The organism is Mycobacterium sp. NTMscope_MAC_12 (assembly GCF_976985675.1).
Genome location: NZ_CDRJYY010000001.1, coordinates 1,229,938 through 1,246,415, shown reverse-complemented (window position 1 = coordinate 1,246,415; position 16,478 = coordinate 1,229,938). Strand labels below are relative to the sequence as shown.

Here is a 16,478-nt window from a genome sequence, read left to right as displayed (position 1 = left end):
GGTGAGGGCGGTATGCGACGGCTAGCCGATTTTGTGGTGCGGTGGCCCTGGGCAGTGATAGGCATCTGGGTCGCGATTGCGGTCGCGCTGCCGCTGACGTTCCCGTCGCTGGGCGAGATGGCCGAGAAGCATCCGCTCGCCATCCTGCCCAGCGATGCGCCATCGAGCGTCACCGCGCGAAAGATGACCGAGGCGTTTCACGAATCGGGCTCCGAAAACCTCCTGCTGGTGGTCCTGACCAACGACAAGGGCCTGGGCCCCGCCGACGAAGCCACCTACCGAACACTGGTGGACACGCTGCGCCAGGACACGCGAGATGTCGTGATGCTGCAGGATTTCGTCAGCACACCGGCCCTGCGGTCGGTGGTGACCAGCAAAGACCACAAAGCCTGGGTGCTGCCGGTCGGCGTTGCGGGCGAATTGGGCACCCCCCACTCGTACGCCGCGTTCAACCGGATCGACGACGTCGTCAACCGCGTCGTCACCGGCACGCCGCTGACGGTGAACCTGACCGGCCCCGCGGCGACCGTCGCCGACCTCACGGTCGCGGGCGCCCGGGATCGAATGCCCATCGAGCTGGCGATCGCGGTTCTGGTGCTCATCGTCCTGCTGGTGATCTACCGCAGCGCGGTCACCATGCTGCTGCCGTTGCTGACGATCGGCACATCCCTGGTTATCGCGCAGGCGGTGGTAGCGGGCTACTCCCAACTGACCGGCTCGGGCGTCTCAAACCAGTCCGTCGTCTTCCTGAGCGCCATAATGGCCGGCGCCGGAACGGATTACGCGGTCTTTCTCATCAGCCGGTATCACGACTATTTGCGGGCGGGCGCGACTTCCGACCAGGCCGTCAAACGCGCGATGTTCTCGATCGGCAAAGTGATCGCCGCATCCGCCGCCACCGTCGGGATCACGTTTCTGCTCATCAGCTTCGCCCGGATGGGGGTGTTCAAAACGGTCGGGGCGTCGGCGGCGATCGGGATCGGTGTGGCGTTCCTCGCCGCGGTGACGTTGCTGCCGGCCGTTCTGGTGCTTGCGGGGCGGCGCGGCTGGGTCAAACCCCGGCGCGAGCTGACCGCGCGCTTCTGGCGGCGTTCGGGCATCCGCATCGTGCGGCGGCCGAAGGTCAATCTGGTCGCCAGCGTGCTGGTGTTGATCATCCTGGCCAGCTGCGCGGGCCTGGTGCGCTACAACTACGACGATCGCAAGGCTTTGCGGCCTTCCGCGCCGAGCTCCATCGGGTACGCCGCGCTGGATCGCCATTTCCCGGTGAACCAGTCCATTCCGCAGTACATCCTGGTCCAATCGCCGCACGACCTGCGCACGCCCAAGGCCCTCGCGGACCTGGAACAGCTGGCGGACCGCGTCAGCCAACTGCCGAACGTCGCTGCGGTCAGCGGCATCACCCGTCCCACCGGGAATGTGCCGGAACAATTCCGGGCGACCTATCAGGCGGGCGCCATCGGCACCCTGCTGGCGGACGGGTCCACCCTGATCAAAGACCACACAGGTGACCTCAACCGACTGGTCGCCGGCGCGGGCACGTTGGCCGACAACCTCGGCAACGTGCGAGGCCAGGTCGTCGAGCTCGCCGCGAGCGTGCAGCAACTGGAGAGCGCCTTCTCGTCGGCGAAGAACCAATACAGCGGCGACGCGCTGGTGAGACAGGTCGACCTCACGGCCCAGCTCGTCGACCATGTCAACGCGATCAGCAATTCCATGGGTTGGAACTTCTCGGCGGCCAAGAACGTGTTCGCCTGGATAGGCCCGGTGCTGGCGGCGCTGCAGGGCAACCCGCGATGCGATGCCGATCCGTCGTGCAGCGACACCCGCGGGGCCTTCGAGCAGCTGGTCGGCCCGCAAAATCAGGCGGACCTCGACGCAATCAACGAGTTGGCCCATCGACTGCAGGAGTCCCCGGACAAGCGGACGCTGAAAGCGTCGACCGAGCGTGTGCGTGCCTCGCTGGCAAAGCTCACCAAGGTGTTGCACTCCATGGGGTTGGACAAACCCGGTGGCATGCAAACGAATCTGAACACTGTGCAAGACGGTGCCAACCGATTGGCCGGCGGCAGCCGCCAAGTGGCCGACGCCGTGGCTCAACTCGTCGACCAACTCAAGCAGCTCGGTAGCGGGCTCAATGAGTCAGCGGCGTTTCTGTTGTCGCTGAAACGCGACGCCGCGCATCCGGCGATGGCCGGTTTCAATATCCCACCCCAACTGCTGCAATTAGAGCAGTTCCAAAAGGCGGCCAAGGTATTCATTTCGCCGGACGGCCACTCGGTGCGGTATTTGGTTCAAACCAAACTGAATCCGTTCAGCACCGAAGCCATGGATCAGGTCAACGCGATCACCGCGGCCGCCCGGGGGGCCCAGCCGAATACCGCTTTGGCGGACGCCACGGTGTCGATGGCGGGATATACCGTCGCCCTGAAGGACACCCGTGACTACTACCAACACGATATCCGGTTCATCATCGCGGTGACGCTTATCGTCGTGCTATTCACCTTGATCGCGCTGCTGCGCGCGATTGTCGCGCCGCTGTATCTGGTTGCTTCCGTGGTCATTTCGTATTTGTCGGCGGTGGGTATCGGCGTGCTCGTGTTTCAATACCTGCTGGGTCAGCAATTGCATTGGAGTGTGCCCCCGCTGGCATTCGTGGTGTTGGTCGCGGTGGGGGCCGACTACAACATGCTGCTCGTCTCGCGAATGCGCGAGGAGTCTGGACACAGCATGCGATACGGCATCATTCGAACGCTGGGCTCGACAGGCGGTGTGATCACCGCGGCGGGTCTGATCTTCGCTGCCTCGATGTGCGGTCTCTTGTTCTCCAGCATCAACACCGTGGTCCAGGGCGGTTTCGTGATCGGGGTGGGAATTTTGCTGGACACCTTCTTGGTGCGCACCATCACGGTTCCCGCCATCGCCGCGCTGGTAGGACGGGCGAACTGGTGGCCTTCACACGGGCGCGTACGGGCCGCAACGCGGTCACCGGACGGACGCGCCGAGCCGCAGCCCGGTTAGCACCCACACGTGATGTATGTGAGACTACGAGGCGAATCCGAGCGGTCAGGAGTAGGGATGAAGAAACTACTCGCGGGAGTGACGGCGCTGGTAACCGTCGGTGCCACAGGGTGTTTCGGCGTCAATACCGCGACGGCTGACGAGTCACCCATCGGCGGTCCGCCGACCCCGGGGGCCCCAGGCGACCAGACGGCGTTCGCCCTCGGCGGCGCTCACGTTCTGGGCATCCCCTACGACGAGTACATCCGTCAGGAGGGCGCCCAGTGGTTCCCCGGTCAGAAGCGCGAAATCGTCCGTTACCCGGCGGGGCAGGTTCAGGGGCACGTGCTGGAGCGGCTCTTCCCGGGCATCGGCAAGCTCGATGAGCAGTTCCCGGGTCTGGGTGCGGACGGCCCCAGCGTCGGCGAGTCGGTCGACGTCGGAATAGACAACCTCGATGCGGCGATCCGCACCGGCCGCCCGGGTACCGCGATCGGCTTGTCCGAGGGCGCGTTCGTGGTCGATGGCGTGCAGGCGCGGCTGGCGAATGACCCCACTGCTCCCCCGCCGGACACGCTGAATTTCGCCACGTTCGGCGACCCGATCGGGCGTCACGCCTTCGGTCAGAGCTTCCTGACCGCGATGTTCCCGGTCGGCAGCGTCGTTCCCGCACTCGACTACACGATGCCGCCGCCCTATGAGAGCCAGTACGACACAAACAGGTTCGTGGCCGCCTACGACTCGATCGCGGACTTCCCCGACCGGCCGGACAACATGTTCGCGCTCGCCAACACGCTGCTCGGCCTCGCCACCGGTCACACGGCGGTGGCCTTCACGAACCCGAGCATGGTGCCGCCGCAGAACATCAGGACGACGATCAACTCGAGGGGCGCGAAAGACACCACGATCATGGTTCCGGAAAAGCACCTTCCGCTCGTCATGCCGCTGAAATACGTTGGGATTGACGAAGGCACGCTGAACAAGCTCGACGCCATCCTGCTGCCCCGGGTGAACGCGGGCTATTCGCGAAACGACGACCCGTCGACCGCCCCGGTTCAGGTGGACCCGGTGCACGGCTTCGACCCGGCGGAGGTGACTGCGCCGGCCAACCAGGCGACCTTCGGCGGCGACGCCGACCCCCTCTCGCAGATCCTCGCCGGTGCCACGTCCGTGTTGTCGCACGGCGCAAGCGAAGTTACCGACTGAGCACGCGCCTATGTCTCAGTCATCGATCCTGTCCATGTTGCACGGACGTGCCAGCCTTCGGCCCCACGATGTGGCGTACACCTTCACCGATTACCAGCGCGACTGGGCGGGTGTGCGCGAGACGCTGACGTGGTCGCAAGTATCGCGCCGAACGCTCAACGTGGCACGCGACCTCGGCCCGCACGGGTCGGTCGGAGACAGGGCGGTAATCCTGGCGCCCCAGGGCCTCGAGTACATCGCGGCGTTCCTGGGATCCATGCAGGCCGGGCTCATCGCGGTTCCGCTGCCGCTGCCGCATCGCGGCTCGAGTCACGAGCGGGTGGCTGCGGTCCTCGCCGACACGTCGCCGTCGGTGGTTCTCACGACGTCCGACGTCGCGGAAGACGTCGCCGAATATGTCGATCAGGCACGCATGGACGACGTTCCCAAGATCGTCGAAATCGATTCGATGAACCTCGATGGCGAGGGCGAAACAAGCGTTTCGACGGATGATTTACCCAGCGTCGCGTATTTGCAGTACAGCTCGGGTTCGACCCGCACGCCGACCGGCGTGATGATCTCGCATCGGAATCTCGAGGTGAACTTCGCGCAGTTGATGCGCGGCTTCTTCGCGGACTCGCACGTCAAAGCCCCGCCGGACGCCACGATCGTGTCGTGGTTGCCCTTCTACCACGACATGGGTCTGGTGCTGGGAGTCTGCGCACCCATCCTGAGCGGCTATCGCGGCGAGCTGACGACCCCGGTCTCGTTCTTGGAGCGGCCGGCCAGATGGATGCGATCTCTGGCCGAAAATCCCCATGCCTGGTCGGCGGCGCCCAACTTCGCCTTCGACCTGGCCGCCCGCAAAACAACCGACGGCGACCTGGCCGGGCTCGACCTCGGGCAGGTGCTGGGCATCATCAGCGGCGCCGAACGTGTCGAGCCGGCCACCTTGGAACGTTTCGTGGATCGGTTCGCGCACTTCAACTTTCGCGACCACATGGTGCGTCCGTCATATGGCTTGGCGGAGGCCACCGTGTTCGTGGCGGCCGGCACCTGGAGTGAATCAGCCGAGGCGGTTCACTTCGATGTCGCGGAATTGTCCGCCGGCCGCGCTCAACGGTGTTCGGCCGGGGCCGGCACCGAGCTGGTCAAATACAAAGTGCCGCAATCACCCACGTTGCGGATCGTCGATTCCGACACCAACCGCGAATGCCCTCAGGGCGTAGTCGGTGAAATCTGGGTGCACGGCGGCAACGTCGCCGACGGCTACTGGCGCCGACCGCCGGAGGAGCAGCGATGCTTCGGCTCAACACTGGTCGAACCGTCGCCGGGGACGCCCGACGGACCCTGGCTGAGAACCGGCGACCTCGGATTCATCCACTCCGACGAACTATTCATCGTCGGCCGCATGAAGGATCTGCTGATCATCCGGGGGCGCAACCACTATCCGGAGGACATCGAGGCGACGGTCCAAGAGATCACGGGTGGTCGGGTCGCGGCGATATCGGTCCCGGTGAACAGCACCGAGAAGCTGGTCACCGTCATCGAGCTCAAGAAGCGAGGTGACTCCAACGAGGACGCGATGCACTGGTTCACCTCGGTCAAGACCGACGTCACCTCCGCGATTTCCAACGCGCACGGCGTGAATGTCGGGGACCTCGTCCTGGTACCGCCCGGGTCCATTCCCACCACGACCAGTGGCAAGATCCGGCGCGCCGCCTGTGTGGAGCAGTACAGCCGGCACGAATTCGCCCGCTTGGACGCCTGAGCCCGGGCGGTGGACGCGCGCGCGCCGACGGGTAGCGCGCTTCGCATAATGGTTCCACCCCCGCAGCGGCAAAGGAGCCACGATGAGCACAACCAGCACTGACCGTCCCCTACGCGTCATCCAGTGGACCACCGGGAACATCGGGCGGCGGTCGCTGCATGCCGTCATCGGGCGGCCCGACATGGAACTGGTCGGGGTGTACGCGCACGGCGAGGACAAGGTCGGGGTGGACGCCGCCGAACTGGCGGGCTGGCCGCAGCCGACCGGGGTGAAGGCCACCAACGACATCGATGCGCTGATCGCCCTGGGCGCCGACGCGTGTTGCTACAACCCGTTGTGGCCCAACATCGATGAGCTGGTGCGGCTGCTGGAATCGGGAGTCAACGTGTGCACGAGCGCGGCCTGGATCACCGGCGGCAAGCAGACGCCGGAGGACCGTCGACGCATCGAGGACGCCTGCCAGAAGGGCGATTCGACGATCTTCGGCAGCGGCGCGCACCCGGGCATGACCAACATGGTCGGCATGGCGCTGTCCGCCTCGTGCGAGCGCGTCGACGAGATCCGGATCACCGAGTCGGTGGACTGCTCGACCTACGAATCGGCGGAAACCCAAACCGCGATGGGGTTCTCGCAAGACCCCGACACCCCGGGGCTGGCCGAAAGCGTACGACGGGAGAGCGAGGTCTTCGCCGAGTCGGCCGCGATGATGGCCGACGCGATCGGGGCGAAGCTGGACAAGATGACCTTCGACGTCACGTTCACGGCGGCGACCGGCGACTCGGATCTAGGGTTCATGAAAATTCCGGCCGGGACCGTCGGCAGCGTCTACGGCTACCACCGGGGCTGGGTCGGCGACCGTAACGTCGTCAGCGTCGGGTTCAACTGGACCATGGGCAGCCATGTCGTCCCGCCCAAACCGCTCGAGCACGGGCACGTCATTCAGGTGTTCGGGCTGCCCAACATGCGCACGGTGCTGCACTGCCTGCCGCCCAAGGATTGGACGGAGCCCGGGTTCATGGGATTGGGAATGATCTACACCGCCATGCCTGTGACCAATGCCGTCCCGGCGGTGGTGGCGGCCCGGCCCGGCATCGTGACGCTGGCGGATTTGCCGCCGGTGACCGGCCGTCTCGCCCAGTAACGGCTATGCCGTTCGCCACACCCGGCGGCCCCGAGGAGGAACGCTTGCGTGCACTATGGTTAGGATGCCTAGCTGAGCAAATTTTCCGTTGACATCCGTGTCGTCGGCGATGGTTGGTGAGCTTTGCGGCAAGGCCCGAAGCGGTGGGCGAAAGGCGGTCAGGTGATGGCTGATCCGAAAACAAGTCCTCGCCCCGGCATCGCGACCCGCGTGCTGAAAAATGGGTGGATACCGCTGCTGCTGGTCGTCGTTCTGGCTTTGTCTGCACTCGTGGTGTCGCGGCTGCACAAGCTCTTCGGCTCGGAAGATCTCAACGCGAACGCCGGCAAGGGGATCGAAATCGTGCAGTTCAACCCGAAGGTCGTCGTCTACGAGATTTCCGGCGCCCCGGGCACCACGGCGAACATCAACTACTGGGACGAGAACGCCAACACGCATCAGGTCAACAACGCCCCGCTGCCCTGGTCGACGACGATCTCGACCACGCTGCCCTCGGTGAGCGCCAACATCATGGCGCAAAGCGACGGCCCGACGATCAATTGCAAGATCACCGTGGACGGCGTCGTCCGCGACAACCAGAACTCCGACGGCCATAACGCCCAGACCTTCTGCCTGGTGAAGTCCGCATGAGCAATGTGAACAACGAGACCGATTCCGGCGCCAGAAGCGCCGAAGACGACGCAGCCACCGGCCCGATCAGCACTCGCGGCCTGTCGAAGGCCGAGCGCGGCCACCGCCCCTACCTCCCCCACGCGATCCGCATCTTTGCGATCCCGATCATCCTGGGCTGGGTAGCGATCACCGTCTTGGTGAACGTCCTGGTCCCCTCCCTGGAAGTGGTCGGCGAGGCGCATTCGGCGCCGATGACTCCGCTGGACGCGCCGTCGATGAAGGCGATGATGCGCCTGGGCAGTAACTTCCACGAATTCAACTCGAACAGCACCGTGATGATCGTCCTGGAGGGTCAGCAGCCGCTGGGCCCGGACGCCCACAAGTACTACGACAAGCTGATCCGAGACCTGCGCAAGGATCCCGCGCACATCCAGCACATCCAGGACTTCTGGGGCGACCGCCTGACCGCTGCGGGAGCGCAGAGCGCCGACGCCAAGGGCGCGTACGTGCAGGTGAACCTCGCCGGTAATCAGGGCACCACACAGGCCAACGACTCCGTGGACGCCGTCCGCAAGGTGATCGAGGAGAACAAGGCGCCACCCGGCGTGAAGGCCTATGTCACCGGCCCCGCGGCGCTGTCCGACGACATGCACATCATCGGTAACGCCAGCCTGGCCAAGATCACGCTGTTCACCCTGGGCGCGATCGCGATCATGCTGCTGCTGGTCTACCGGTCGATCGTCACGACGCTGATCCAGCTTTTCATGACCTTCGTGGCGCTGGCGTGTGCGCGGGGCGTCGTCGCGGTTCTGGCCTATAACAACGCATTCGGGCTCACCACGTTCGCCGCCAACATCCTCACCATGCTGGCGATTGCCGCGGGAACTGACTACGGCATCTTCCTCGTCGGGCGATATCAAGAAGCCTTGGCCGCCGGTGAGGACCGAGAAACGGCTTACTACACCACATTCAAGGGCGTCGCCCCGGTCGTCCTGGGCTCCGGACTGACGATCGCGGGAGCGACCTACTGCCTGAGTTTTACCCGGCTGCCCTGGTTCAACACCATGGGCGCGCCGGTGGCGATCGGCATGCTGGTCGTGGTGCTCGCCGGGCTTTCCCTCGGCCCCGCGGTCGTCTTCATCGGCAGTCGCTTCCACTTCTTCGAAAGGCAGGCGAAGCGAGGGCGACTGTGGCGCCGGGTGGGCACCGCGGTAGTGCGTTGGCCCGCACCGATTTTGGCCGTCAGCGCCGCCATCGTCCTGGTCGGCATGGTGGCACTGCCGGGCTTCAAGCCCAGCTACAACGACCGTCACTACCTGCCGTTGTCAGCCCCCGCCAATCAAGGGCAAGAAGCCGCGAATCGGCACTTCTCCGAAGCGCGAATGAACCCCGACTTGTTGATGGTCGAATCCAACCATGACATGCGAAACCCGGCCGACATGCTGGTGTTGGACAGGGTGGCGAAAAACGAGATGCGCACGCTCGGCATCGCCATGGTTCAGGACATCACCAGGCCGCTGGGCATCCCGATTCAGCACAGCTCGATTCCGTTCCAGAACAGCGTCCAGAGCCAGACGACGATGCAGAACATGGGCTTTCTCAAGGAGCGCATGAACGACATCCTCAAAATGGCCGATGACTTGCAGACCCAAATCGACACCACGCAGCGCCAATACGAGGTGTCGCTCGATTTGGCCAACGCGGCCGACGACAGCGCCAAGACCACGCAGGTGACGTCGCAGATCACCGACAGCCTGCGCGACCACATCGCCGATTTCGACGACACGTTCCGGCCGGTCCGCACGTACTTCTACTGGGAGAAGCACTGCTACGACATTCCCGTGTGCATCGGGCTGCGATCTTTGTTCGACACGTTCGACGGGTTCGACCAATTGGCCGAGCAGTTCCACTATTTGACGACCGACATCACGCACACCGCCAAAGCGTCACGCGACCTGACCGAGCTGTTTCCCACGCTGATCGCCACTTTGAAAACGACCAGGGGCATCACGCTGACGCTCTACCAGACGTTCAAGGCGATGATCGACCAGATGGAGGCGATGAGCAACACCGGGATCGTCATGGGGCAGAGCTTTGATCAGTCGAAGAACGACGACTTCTTCTACCTGCCACCAGAAGCCTTTGATAACCCCGACTTCCAGACGGGTCTGCGCATGTTCTTGTCGCCGGACGGTAAGTCGGCGCGATTCTTCATCACCCACCAGGACGATCCGATGACGCCGGAGGGAATTGAACGGGTGGCGGCCGAACGCACCGCCGCGCAGGAGGCGCTGAAGCAATCCTCGCTGGCCGACGCCAAGGTGTACCTCGGCGGAACCGCCGCGACGTTCAAGGACATGGCTGACGGTGAGAAGTACGACCTGATGATCGCCGTCATCGCGTCACTGACGCTGATCTTCATGATCATGCTGCTGCTGACACGAAGCGTGGTGGCCGCACTGGTCATCGTCGGCACCGCTGCCAGCTCGATCGCGGCGTCTTTCGGTCTGTCCGTGCTGATTTGGCAGGATTTGTTCGGCATCAATATCCACTGGATCGTGATGGCGCTGGCGGTCATCATCCTGCTGGCGGTCGGATCCGACTACAACCTGCTGCTGGTGTCCCGGTTCAGGGAAGAGATCCATCACGGCCTCAAGACCGGGATCATCCGGTCGATGGCCGGGACCGGTGGGGTGGTGACGGCCGCGGGTCTGGTGTTCGCGTTCACCATGGCGTCCATGCTGGGGAGCGATCTGCGCGTGCTCGGGCAGTTCGGGTCGACGGTCTGCATCGGTCTGCTGCTCGACACGCTGATCGTGCGCACGCTGCTGATGCCGTCGATCGCCACCCTGCTCGGGCGGTGGTTCTGGTGGCCGCAGGTCGTGCACCCGCGCGGGGACAACGCGCGACGGCCGGTGAGCGCCTAGGCCGTTGGTGGCGACCCGCAGTGCCCGGCTACGCCGCGCTTGCGATCGCCACTAAGCTTCGGCGAGCGCCACGCTCACCGCGACCGCGCCCGCGCCGACGTGCAGCGCCAGCACCGGCCCCAGCTCGGTGACGATCGCCGGCTCACACGCCGGTAACCGCTTGCCCAGCGCCGTCGCCACCTCGGTGGCGCCGTCCGGGTTGTTGACGTGGTGCACCGCCAGGGCGGCCATGCCGTCGCCGACGACCTGGCAGACCCGCTCGATCATCGCCTCGGTCGCATGACTGACGGTGCGCACCCGTTGGGCCAGAACGAGTTTCCCGTCGTCGATACGCAGCAACGGTTTCAGTGCGAGCGCGGTGCCCAGCCACGCCTTGGCGCCCCCGATGCGGCCGCTGCGGCGCAGGTTGTCCAGCCGGTGCACCACGATGAAGGCGTGCCCACGGTCCACGGCCGAGCGCGCGGCATCCGCGACGGTGTCCAGGTCACCGCCCGCGGCAGCCGCCCGTGCTGCGGCCACGGCGACGAATCCGGTGCCCATCGCGGCCGACTTGGAGTCGACGACGCGCACGTTGGGATCCAGGTCGGCCGCGGTACGTTCGGCGGCGCGGCACGTTCCCGACAGCGCCGACGAAAGGTGCACCGCCACAACGCCGTCGGCGCCGCTGTCGGCCAACGCCTGCTGGTAGGCGTCGGCGAGTTCGGCCGGGGTGGCCGCCGCGGTGGTCGCCGCCAGCTTGTGGATGTCACCCGGAATGTCGTCCACGCCGTCACGCAGATCGGCGCCGTCGAGCAGGATGTGCAGCGGAACGACGCGTATCCGCCACCTGTCGCGCAGGTCGGCCGGCAGACGCGCCGACGAATCGGTCACCACCACGACAGTCACGAGCGCTACCCGCGCGGCTTCTCGGTCGACACGCCGGCCTGCTTGCGCGGCTTCTCCTCATCGCGCTGCGCGCGCTGCATCGTCGCCACGCCGGCCTGATTGCGCGGCTTCTCCTCATCGCGCTGCGCGCGCTGCATCGTCGCCACGCCGGCCTGAGCGAGGGCCTTGAGCATCAGCTCCGCGACGGCCTGGTGGGCCTCGAAATTCCAATGGATTCCGTCGGGGTTTCCACGACCGCTCATCACCTGTTCGGCGACGGCGGCTTTGAGATCGACCAGCGGCACATCGTGGCTGTGCGCCCAGTCGGTGATCGCGGCCACGGTGCCCGCCCGGCCGTGGTGCGCCTTGCCATAGGTGTCGGCGATGTGCACCGACGGCAACGACGCCACGATCGGAATCCCGGGTCGGTTGAAATCGATTGCGCCCCGGGTCTGTTCGAGATACTCGGCACTCAGGTGCGGCGGCAGCGCGGGCCTGGCCACCGGGGAGAGCCTGGGCTGCAGCCACCCGTAGCTGTCGCGGACCCACCGCCGCAGCCAGGGCGGTCTCACATAGCGGATCAGCTCACGCAGCGCGGTGGGCAGCACCGACGGCAGCGAATCCATGCCGCCGGTGGCGAAGATGACGGCGCCCGCCCGCGGCAGCGCCGCCCACGCCCGCGGGTCCTGGGTCGCCGCCCACCAGACGTCCCGACATGTCCAGCCGATGCGGCCGATCAGCTCCACATCCCAATCCAATTGGGCGGCAACGATGTTCGGCCAGATTCGGGGATCGTCGGCGGGCAGCCCCCCGGTTGGGCCGTAGTAGGCCAGCGAGTCGGCGAAAATCAGCAGGGTGGGCCGGTGCCGCTGTTCAGAGGACATCGTTGGACACCTGTGCCGAGGCGTTCCACACATCCAGTCGCCAGCGGATGCTCTCGAATTCGTCGTCCTCGTCGCCGGAATGGCCGGACAGCTGAACCCAGCTGGCGTTGCCCATGCCACCCAGAATCGGCCAGTTGCCGACGGGAAGCTTCAGCAAGGCGGCCGAGAGCGCGGCGATCAGTCCGCCGTGGGCCACCAGCACCACCGGGCGGTCCGGGCCGTCGGGATCGCCCCATTCCGGTTCTGCGGAGGCCAGTTCGGCGACCAACGGCACGCTGCGCGCCGCGACGTCCACCCGGCTTTCGCCGCCATGCGGGGCCCAGGTGGCGTCTTCGCGCCAGGCCAGCCGGGCGCCGGGGGCCTGCGCGTCGACCTCGGTATGGGTCAATCCCTGCCAGTCGCCGAGATGCGTCTCCCGCAGCCGCTGATCCACCCGGATCGCCAAGCCGGTCCGCTCCCCCAGCCTGACCGCCGTGTCGTAGGCGCGATGCAGATCCGACGACACGATCAGCAGCGGCTGTAGCTTGCCCAGCACCTCGGCGGCCGCCATGGCCTGCGCCCGCCCGAGTTCGCTGAGTTCGGAATCGAGCTGGCCCTGCATCCGGCTGCCGGCGTTGAACTCAGTTTGCCCGTGCCGCAACATGATCAGCCGACGAATCTTCATTGCGCGCTCGAGTCTTCGGAGTCCCCGTCGGGCCCGTCCAGCTTCACCGGCACCACCGGGCAGTCGCTCCACAGCCGGTCCAGGGCATAGAAGTCACGGTCGTCCTGGTGCTGGATGTGTACGACGATGTCGCGATAGTCGAGCAGCGTCCAGCGGCCTTCGCGGGTGCCCTCGCGGCGCGCGGGTTTGTAGCCTGCCTTGCGCATCTTCTCCTCGACCTCGTCGACGATGGCGTTGACCTGTCGCTCGTTGGATGCCGAGGCGATCACGAAGCAGTCGGTGATGGCGAGCTGGGCGGAGACGTCGATGACGACGACGTCGTCGGCGAGCTTCGAGGCCGCGGCGCCGGCGGCGACCGTCGCCATGTCGATGGCTTCCTGGGTGGCGCTCACGTTGGCTCCTCGCCGCCCGGCTTGCGGTAAAGCCGCCGCTTGGAGACGTACTGCACGACGCCGTCGGGCATCAGGTACCACAGCGGGCGGTGGTCCTCGGCGCGGCGGCGGCAGTCGGTCGACGAAATCGCCAGCGCCGGAATCTCGACGAGCGTCAACGCGTCGTCGGCGAGTTCGCCCAGAACGCCGGTGATGTGGTCGTGGCTCAACTCATAGCCGGGGCGGCTGACGCCGACAAAGCGAGCCAGGTCGAACAGTTCCTCCCAGCCCTGCCAGGACAGGATGGATTCCAGCGCATCGGCGCCGGTGATGAAGAACAGCTGGGAATCCGGGTTCAGCGCGCGCAAGTCGCGCAGCGTGTCCTTGGTGTAGGTAGGCCCGGCGCGGTCGATGTCGACGCGGCTGACCGAGAACCGGGGATTGGACGCGGTGGCGATGACCGTCATCAGATACCGGTCCTCGGCGGCGGAGACGTGCCGATCCTTCTGCCAGGGCTGACCGCTGGGCACGAACACGACTTGGTCGAGGTCGAACAGGTCGGCGACCTCACTGGCGGCAACCAGGTGGCCGTAATGGATGGGGTCGAACGTCCCACCCATCACTCCTAACCTGCGAAGCTGCTTTTGCACGATGTGCCAGCTTACTTGAGGCGGTGAGCAGGGCCGTGGTGCGGCGAGGTCCTCACACGGGCAGCAGCTGGTCGATCACCGCGGCCAACTGCTTGGCGGACCGGCATTCGTGCATCGCGATGACCTCTTGATAGCGCGGCACCGCCGAGTCGCCGCTTCCCCACAGATGCTTGGGCTCGGGATTCAGCCAGTGCGCGTGCCGGCTGGCGGTCACCATGTGGGACAGCAGCTCGATCTCCGGGTTGCGGTAGTTGGTGCGGCCATCTCCGAGCACCAACAGCGAGGTGCGCGGGGAGAGCACGTTGGGGAACGCCTGCACGAACGACGCAAACGCGTTGCCGTAGTCGGAGTGGCCGTCGCGGCTGTAGACGCCCGACTCCCGGGTGATCCGCTGGATGGCCACGGCCAGGTCGGCTTCGGGCCCGAACATGTGGGTCACTTCGTCGGTGGTGTCGATGAAGGCGAACACGCGAACGCGTGAGAACTGTTGGCGCAGAGCATGTACCAGAAGAAGGGTGAAATGACTGAACCCGGCGACCGAGCCGGAGACATCGCACAGCACCACCAGTTCCGGCCGCGCCGGGCGCGGCTTGGCCAGCACCACGTCGATCGGCACCCCGCCGGTGGACATCGACTTGCGCAGCGTCTTACGGAGATCGATCGACCCGGCCCGGCTGCGCCGGCGGCGCGCCGCCAGCCGGGTCGCCAGGGTCCGCGCCAAGGGCGCCACCACCCGACGCATCTGGCGCAGCTGCTCGCCGGAGGCGCGCAGGAATTCCACGTTCTCGGAAAGCTGGGGAATGCCGTACATCTGGACGTGATCGCGTCCCAGTTGCTCGGCCGTGCGCCGTTTGGTCTCGGCGTCGACCATCTTGCGCAACTGGGTGATCCGCTGGGCCGCAAGGGCTTTGGCGATCTCCTCCTGGGAGGGTGTGGGTTCGTCGCCATAGGAGGCGAGCAGCCCCGCCAGCAGCTTGCCCTCGAGTTCGTCCAAGGCCATCGCCTTGAGCGCCTGATAGGACGAGAAGGACGGGCCCCGGCTGGAACTGTATTTTCCGTAGGCCTCGACGATCCTGGCGATCATCGCCACGAGGCGCTCGTCCATGTCGGCGAGATCGGGGTTTTCGGCCAGCAGATCCAGCAGCATCTGGCGCATCGCCTCGACGTCGTCGGGCGGCAACGTGTTGTCGTCCGGGGTGTCGCCGGCCTCATCCTCGGTGACCACCGCGCGGGCGCCCAGCGCCGCCGGGAACCACAGGTCGAACATGGCGTCATAGGTTTCCCGATGATCCGACCGGCGCAGCACGGCGCACGCGATGCCCTCGCGCAGCACCTCGCGGTTGCCCAGCCCGAGGGTGGCCATCACCCGGCCGGCATCCACCGTCTCTGACGGGCCGACCGAAATCCCCGCTCCCCGAAGCGCTTCCACGAAGCCGACCAGGTGCCCGGGCAGCCCGTGCGGGGCGAGCGGCCGGGAGGGTCGGATGCGGCGGGCGGCCATGGCGGTCTTCCTAGTTCAGCCGCAGCTCGCCGGTCGCGCGCTGCTGGTCGGATTGATGTTTGAGGACCACGCCCAGCGTGGCGGCGACGACCGCGTCGTCGATGGTGTCCAGTCCCAGCGCAAGCAGCGTGCGGCCCCAGTCGATGGTCTCGGCGATGGACGGGACCTTCTTGAGTTGCATCCCGCGCAGCACGCCGATGATGCGCACGAGCTCCTCGGCCAGATGGGCGGGCAGCTCGGGAACCCGGGACAACAGGATGCGGCGTTCCAGGTCGGGGCTGGGAAAGTCGATGTGCAGGAACAGGCAGCGCCGCTTGAGCGCCTCGGACAGTTCGCGGGTCGCGTTGGAGGTCAGCACCACCAGCGGCGTGCGCTCGGCGCTGATCGTGCCCAGTTCGGGGACGGTCACGGCGAAGTCGGACAACACCTCCAGCAGCAGGCCCTCGATCTCGATGTCGGCCTTGTCGGTCTCGTCGATGAGCAGGACTGTGGGCTCGGTGCGCCGGATGGCGGTCAGCAGCGGACGCTGCAGCAGGAATTCCTCGCTGAACACGTCATCCTTGGTCTGGTCCCAGTCGCCGGAGCCGGCCTGAATGCGCAGGATCTGCTTGGCGTGGTTCCACTCGTAGAGCGCGCGGGCTTCGTCGACCCCCTCATAGCACTGCAGGCGGACCAGGCCCGACCCGGTGGCCTGGGCCACGGCGCGGGCCAATTCGGTCTTGCCCACGCCGGCCGGGCCCTCCACCAACAACGGCTTGCCGAGCCGGTCGGCCAGGAACACGGCCGTCGCGGTGGCGGTGTCGGGCAGGTAGCCGGTCTCGGCCAACCGCCGCGAGACGTCGTCGATGTCCTCGAACAGCGGCTTTGACCGGGCGGGCACACTCACAATCGGTTCTCCTAAAACACTT

The 16,478-nt window shown here is 66.1% G+C and carries 13 protein-coding genes; 6 read left to right on the top strand and 7 right to left on the bottom strand.

Annotated features, from left to right (window positions below; translation table 11 throughout):
• Positions 1 to 12 precede the first annotated feature (12 nt).
• The 6 genes from AC0KS4_RS05890 to AC0KS4_RS05865 all read left to right on the top strand — a co-directional run bounded on the left by AC0KS4_RS05890 (position 13) and on the right by AC0KS4_RS05865 (position 10,636).
• The gene (locus AC0KS4_RS05890) at positions 13 to 3,021 is read left to right on the top strand and encodes an MMPL/RND family transporter (RefSeq protein WP_238957543.1); all 3,009 of its coding nucleotides are present in this window, start codon (positions 13 to 15) and stop codon (positions 3,019 to 3,021) included.
• A 57-nt stretch (positions 3,022 to 3,078) separates the two neighbouring features.
• Positions 3,079 to 4,206: an acyltransferase PE gene (gene pe, locus AC0KS4_RS05885; RefSeq protein WP_225327133.1), complete on the top strand. Its 1,128-nt coding sequence runs from the start codon at positions 3,079 to 3,081 to the stop codon at positions 4,204 to 4,206.
• Between the two features lie 10 nt (positions 4,207 to 4,216).
• Positions 4,217 to 5,956, top strand: coding sequence for an AMP-binding protein (locus tag AC0KS4_RS05880; protein ID WP_238957542.1), 1,740 nt, complete (start codon positions 4,217 to 4,219; stop codon positions 5,954 to 5,956).
• Positions 5,957 to 6,038: 82 nt separating this feature from the next.
• Positions 6,039 to 7,097, top strand: coding sequence for an NAD(P)H-dependent amine dehydrogenase family protein (locus tag AC0KS4_RS05875; protein ID WP_238957541.1), 1,059 nt, complete (start codon positions 6,039 to 6,041; stop codon positions 7,095 to 7,097).
• Positions 7,098 to 7,262: 165 nt separating this feature from the next.
• The gene (locus AC0KS4_RS05870) at positions 7,263 to 7,727 is read left to right on the top strand and encodes an MmpS family transport accessory protein (RefSeq protein WP_225327130.1); all 465 of its coding nucleotides are present in this window, start codon (positions 7,263 to 7,265) and stop codon (positions 7,725 to 7,727) included.
• Positions 7,724 to 10,636 (top strand): MMPL/RND family transporter, encoded by a 2,913-nt coding sequence (locus AC0KS4_RS05865; protein WP_225327129.1) that lies wholly within the window; start codon positions 7,724 to 7,726, stop codon positions 10,634 to 10,636. Before AC0KS4_RS05870 ends, AC0KS4_RS05865 begins: the two co-directional genes overlap by 4 nt.
• 51 nt (positions 10,637 to 10,687) lie before the next feature.
• Here the strand turns inward: AC0KS4_RS05865 and AC0KS4_RS05860 are convergent, their stop codons facing one another.
• Genes AC0KS4_RS05860 through AC0KS4_RS05830 form a run of 7 tightly spaced genes read right to left on the bottom strand, consistent with a single transcriptional unit; the run spans position 10,688 to position 16,456 of the window.
• Positions 10,688 to 11,521 (bottom strand): DegV family protein, encoded by an 834-nt coding sequence (locus AC0KS4_RS05860; protein ID WP_238957539.1) that lies wholly within the window; start codon positions 11,519 to 11,521, stop codon positions 10,688 to 10,690.
• A gap of 5 nt (positions 11,522 to 11,526) precedes the next feature.
• Positions 11,527 to 12,384 carry a diglucosylglycerate octanoyltransferase gene (octT, locus tag AC0KS4_RS05855; protein ID WP_238957538.1) on the bottom strand — a complete coding sequence of 286 codons (858 nt, stop codon included), beginning with the start codon at positions 12,382 to 12,384 and terminating at the stop codon, positions 11,527 to 11,529.
• Complete coding sequence (gene gpgP, locus AC0KS4_RS05850) at positions 12,374 to 13,048, bottom strand: glucosyl-3-phosphoglycerate phosphatase (protein WP_238957537.1); 675 nt, start codon at positions 13,046 to 13,048, stop codon at positions 12,374 to 12,376. The genes octT and gpgP overlap by 11 nt, the downstream gene beginning before the upstream one ends.
• Positions 13,045 to 13,440: a ribosome silencing factor gene (gene rsfS / locus AC0KS4_RS05845; RefSeq protein WP_238957536.1), complete on the bottom strand. Its 396-nt coding sequence runs from the start codon at positions 13,438 to 13,440 to the stop codon at positions 13,045 to 13,047. Before rsfS ends, gpgP begins: the two co-directional genes overlap by 4 nt.
• Entirely contained in the window at positions 13,437 to 14,069 is a 633-nt protein-coding gene (nadD, locus tag AC0KS4_RS05840; protein WP_225327124.1) for a nicotinate-nucleotide adenylyltransferase, read from the bottom strand. The genes rsfS and nadD overlap by 4 nt, the downstream gene beginning before the upstream one ends.
• 52 nt (positions 14,070 to 14,121) lie before the next feature.
• Positions 14,122 to 15,570: a vWA domain-containing protein gene (locus tag AC0KS4_RS05835; RefSeq protein ID WP_238957534.1), complete on the bottom strand. Its 1,449-nt coding sequence runs from the start codon at positions 15,568 to 15,570 to the stop codon at positions 14,122 to 14,124.
• Positions 15,571 to 15,580: 10 nt separating this feature from the next.
• Positions 15,581 to 16,456 carry an AAA family ATPase gene (locus tag AC0KS4_RS05830; protein ID WP_225327122.1) on the bottom strand — a complete coding sequence of 292 codons (876 nt, stop codon included), beginning with the start codon at positions 16,454 to 16,456 and terminating at the stop codon, positions 15,581 to 15,583.
• Positions 16,457 to 16,478: the final 22 nt, after the last annotated feature.

Excerpts from the sequence above, each read along its gene's own strand:
- AC0KS4_RS05890 (WP_238957543.1), top strand. The coding sequence starts at position 13 with ATGCGACGGCTAGCCGATTTTGTGGTGCGGTGGCCCTGGGCAGTGATA.
- pe (WP_225327133.1), top strand. The coding sequence starts at position 3,079 with ATGAAGAAACTACTCGCGGGAGTGACGGCGCTGGTAACCGTCGGTGCC.
- AC0KS4_RS05880 (WP_238957542.1), top strand. The coding sequence starts at position 4,217 with ATGTCTCAGTCATCGATCCTGTCCATGTTGCACGGACGTGCCAGCCTT.
- AC0KS4_RS05875 (WP_238957541.1), top strand. The coding sequence starts at position 6,039 with ATGAGCACAACCAGCACTGACCGTCCCCTACGCGTCATCCAGTGGACC.
- AC0KS4_RS05870 (WP_225327130.1), top strand. The coding sequence starts at position 7,263 with ATGGCTGATCCGAAAACAAGTCCTCGCCCCGGCATCGCGACCCGCGTG.
- AC0KS4_RS05865 (WP_225327129.1), top strand. The coding sequence starts at position 7,724 with ATGAGCAATGTGAACAACGAGACCGATTCCGGCGCCAGAAGCGCCGAA.
- octT (WP_238957538.1), bottom strand. The coding sequence starts at position 12,384 with ATGTCCTCTGAACAGCGGCACCGGCCCACCCTGCTGATTTTCGCCGAC.
- gpgP (WP_238957537.1), bottom strand. The coding sequence starts at position 13,048 with ATGAAGATTCGTCGGCTGATCATGTTGCGGCACGGGCAAACTGAGTTC.
- AC0KS4_RS05835 (WP_238957534.1), bottom strand. The coding sequence starts at position 15,570 with ATGGCCGCCCGCCGCATCCGACCCTCCCGGCCGCTCGCCCCGCACGGG.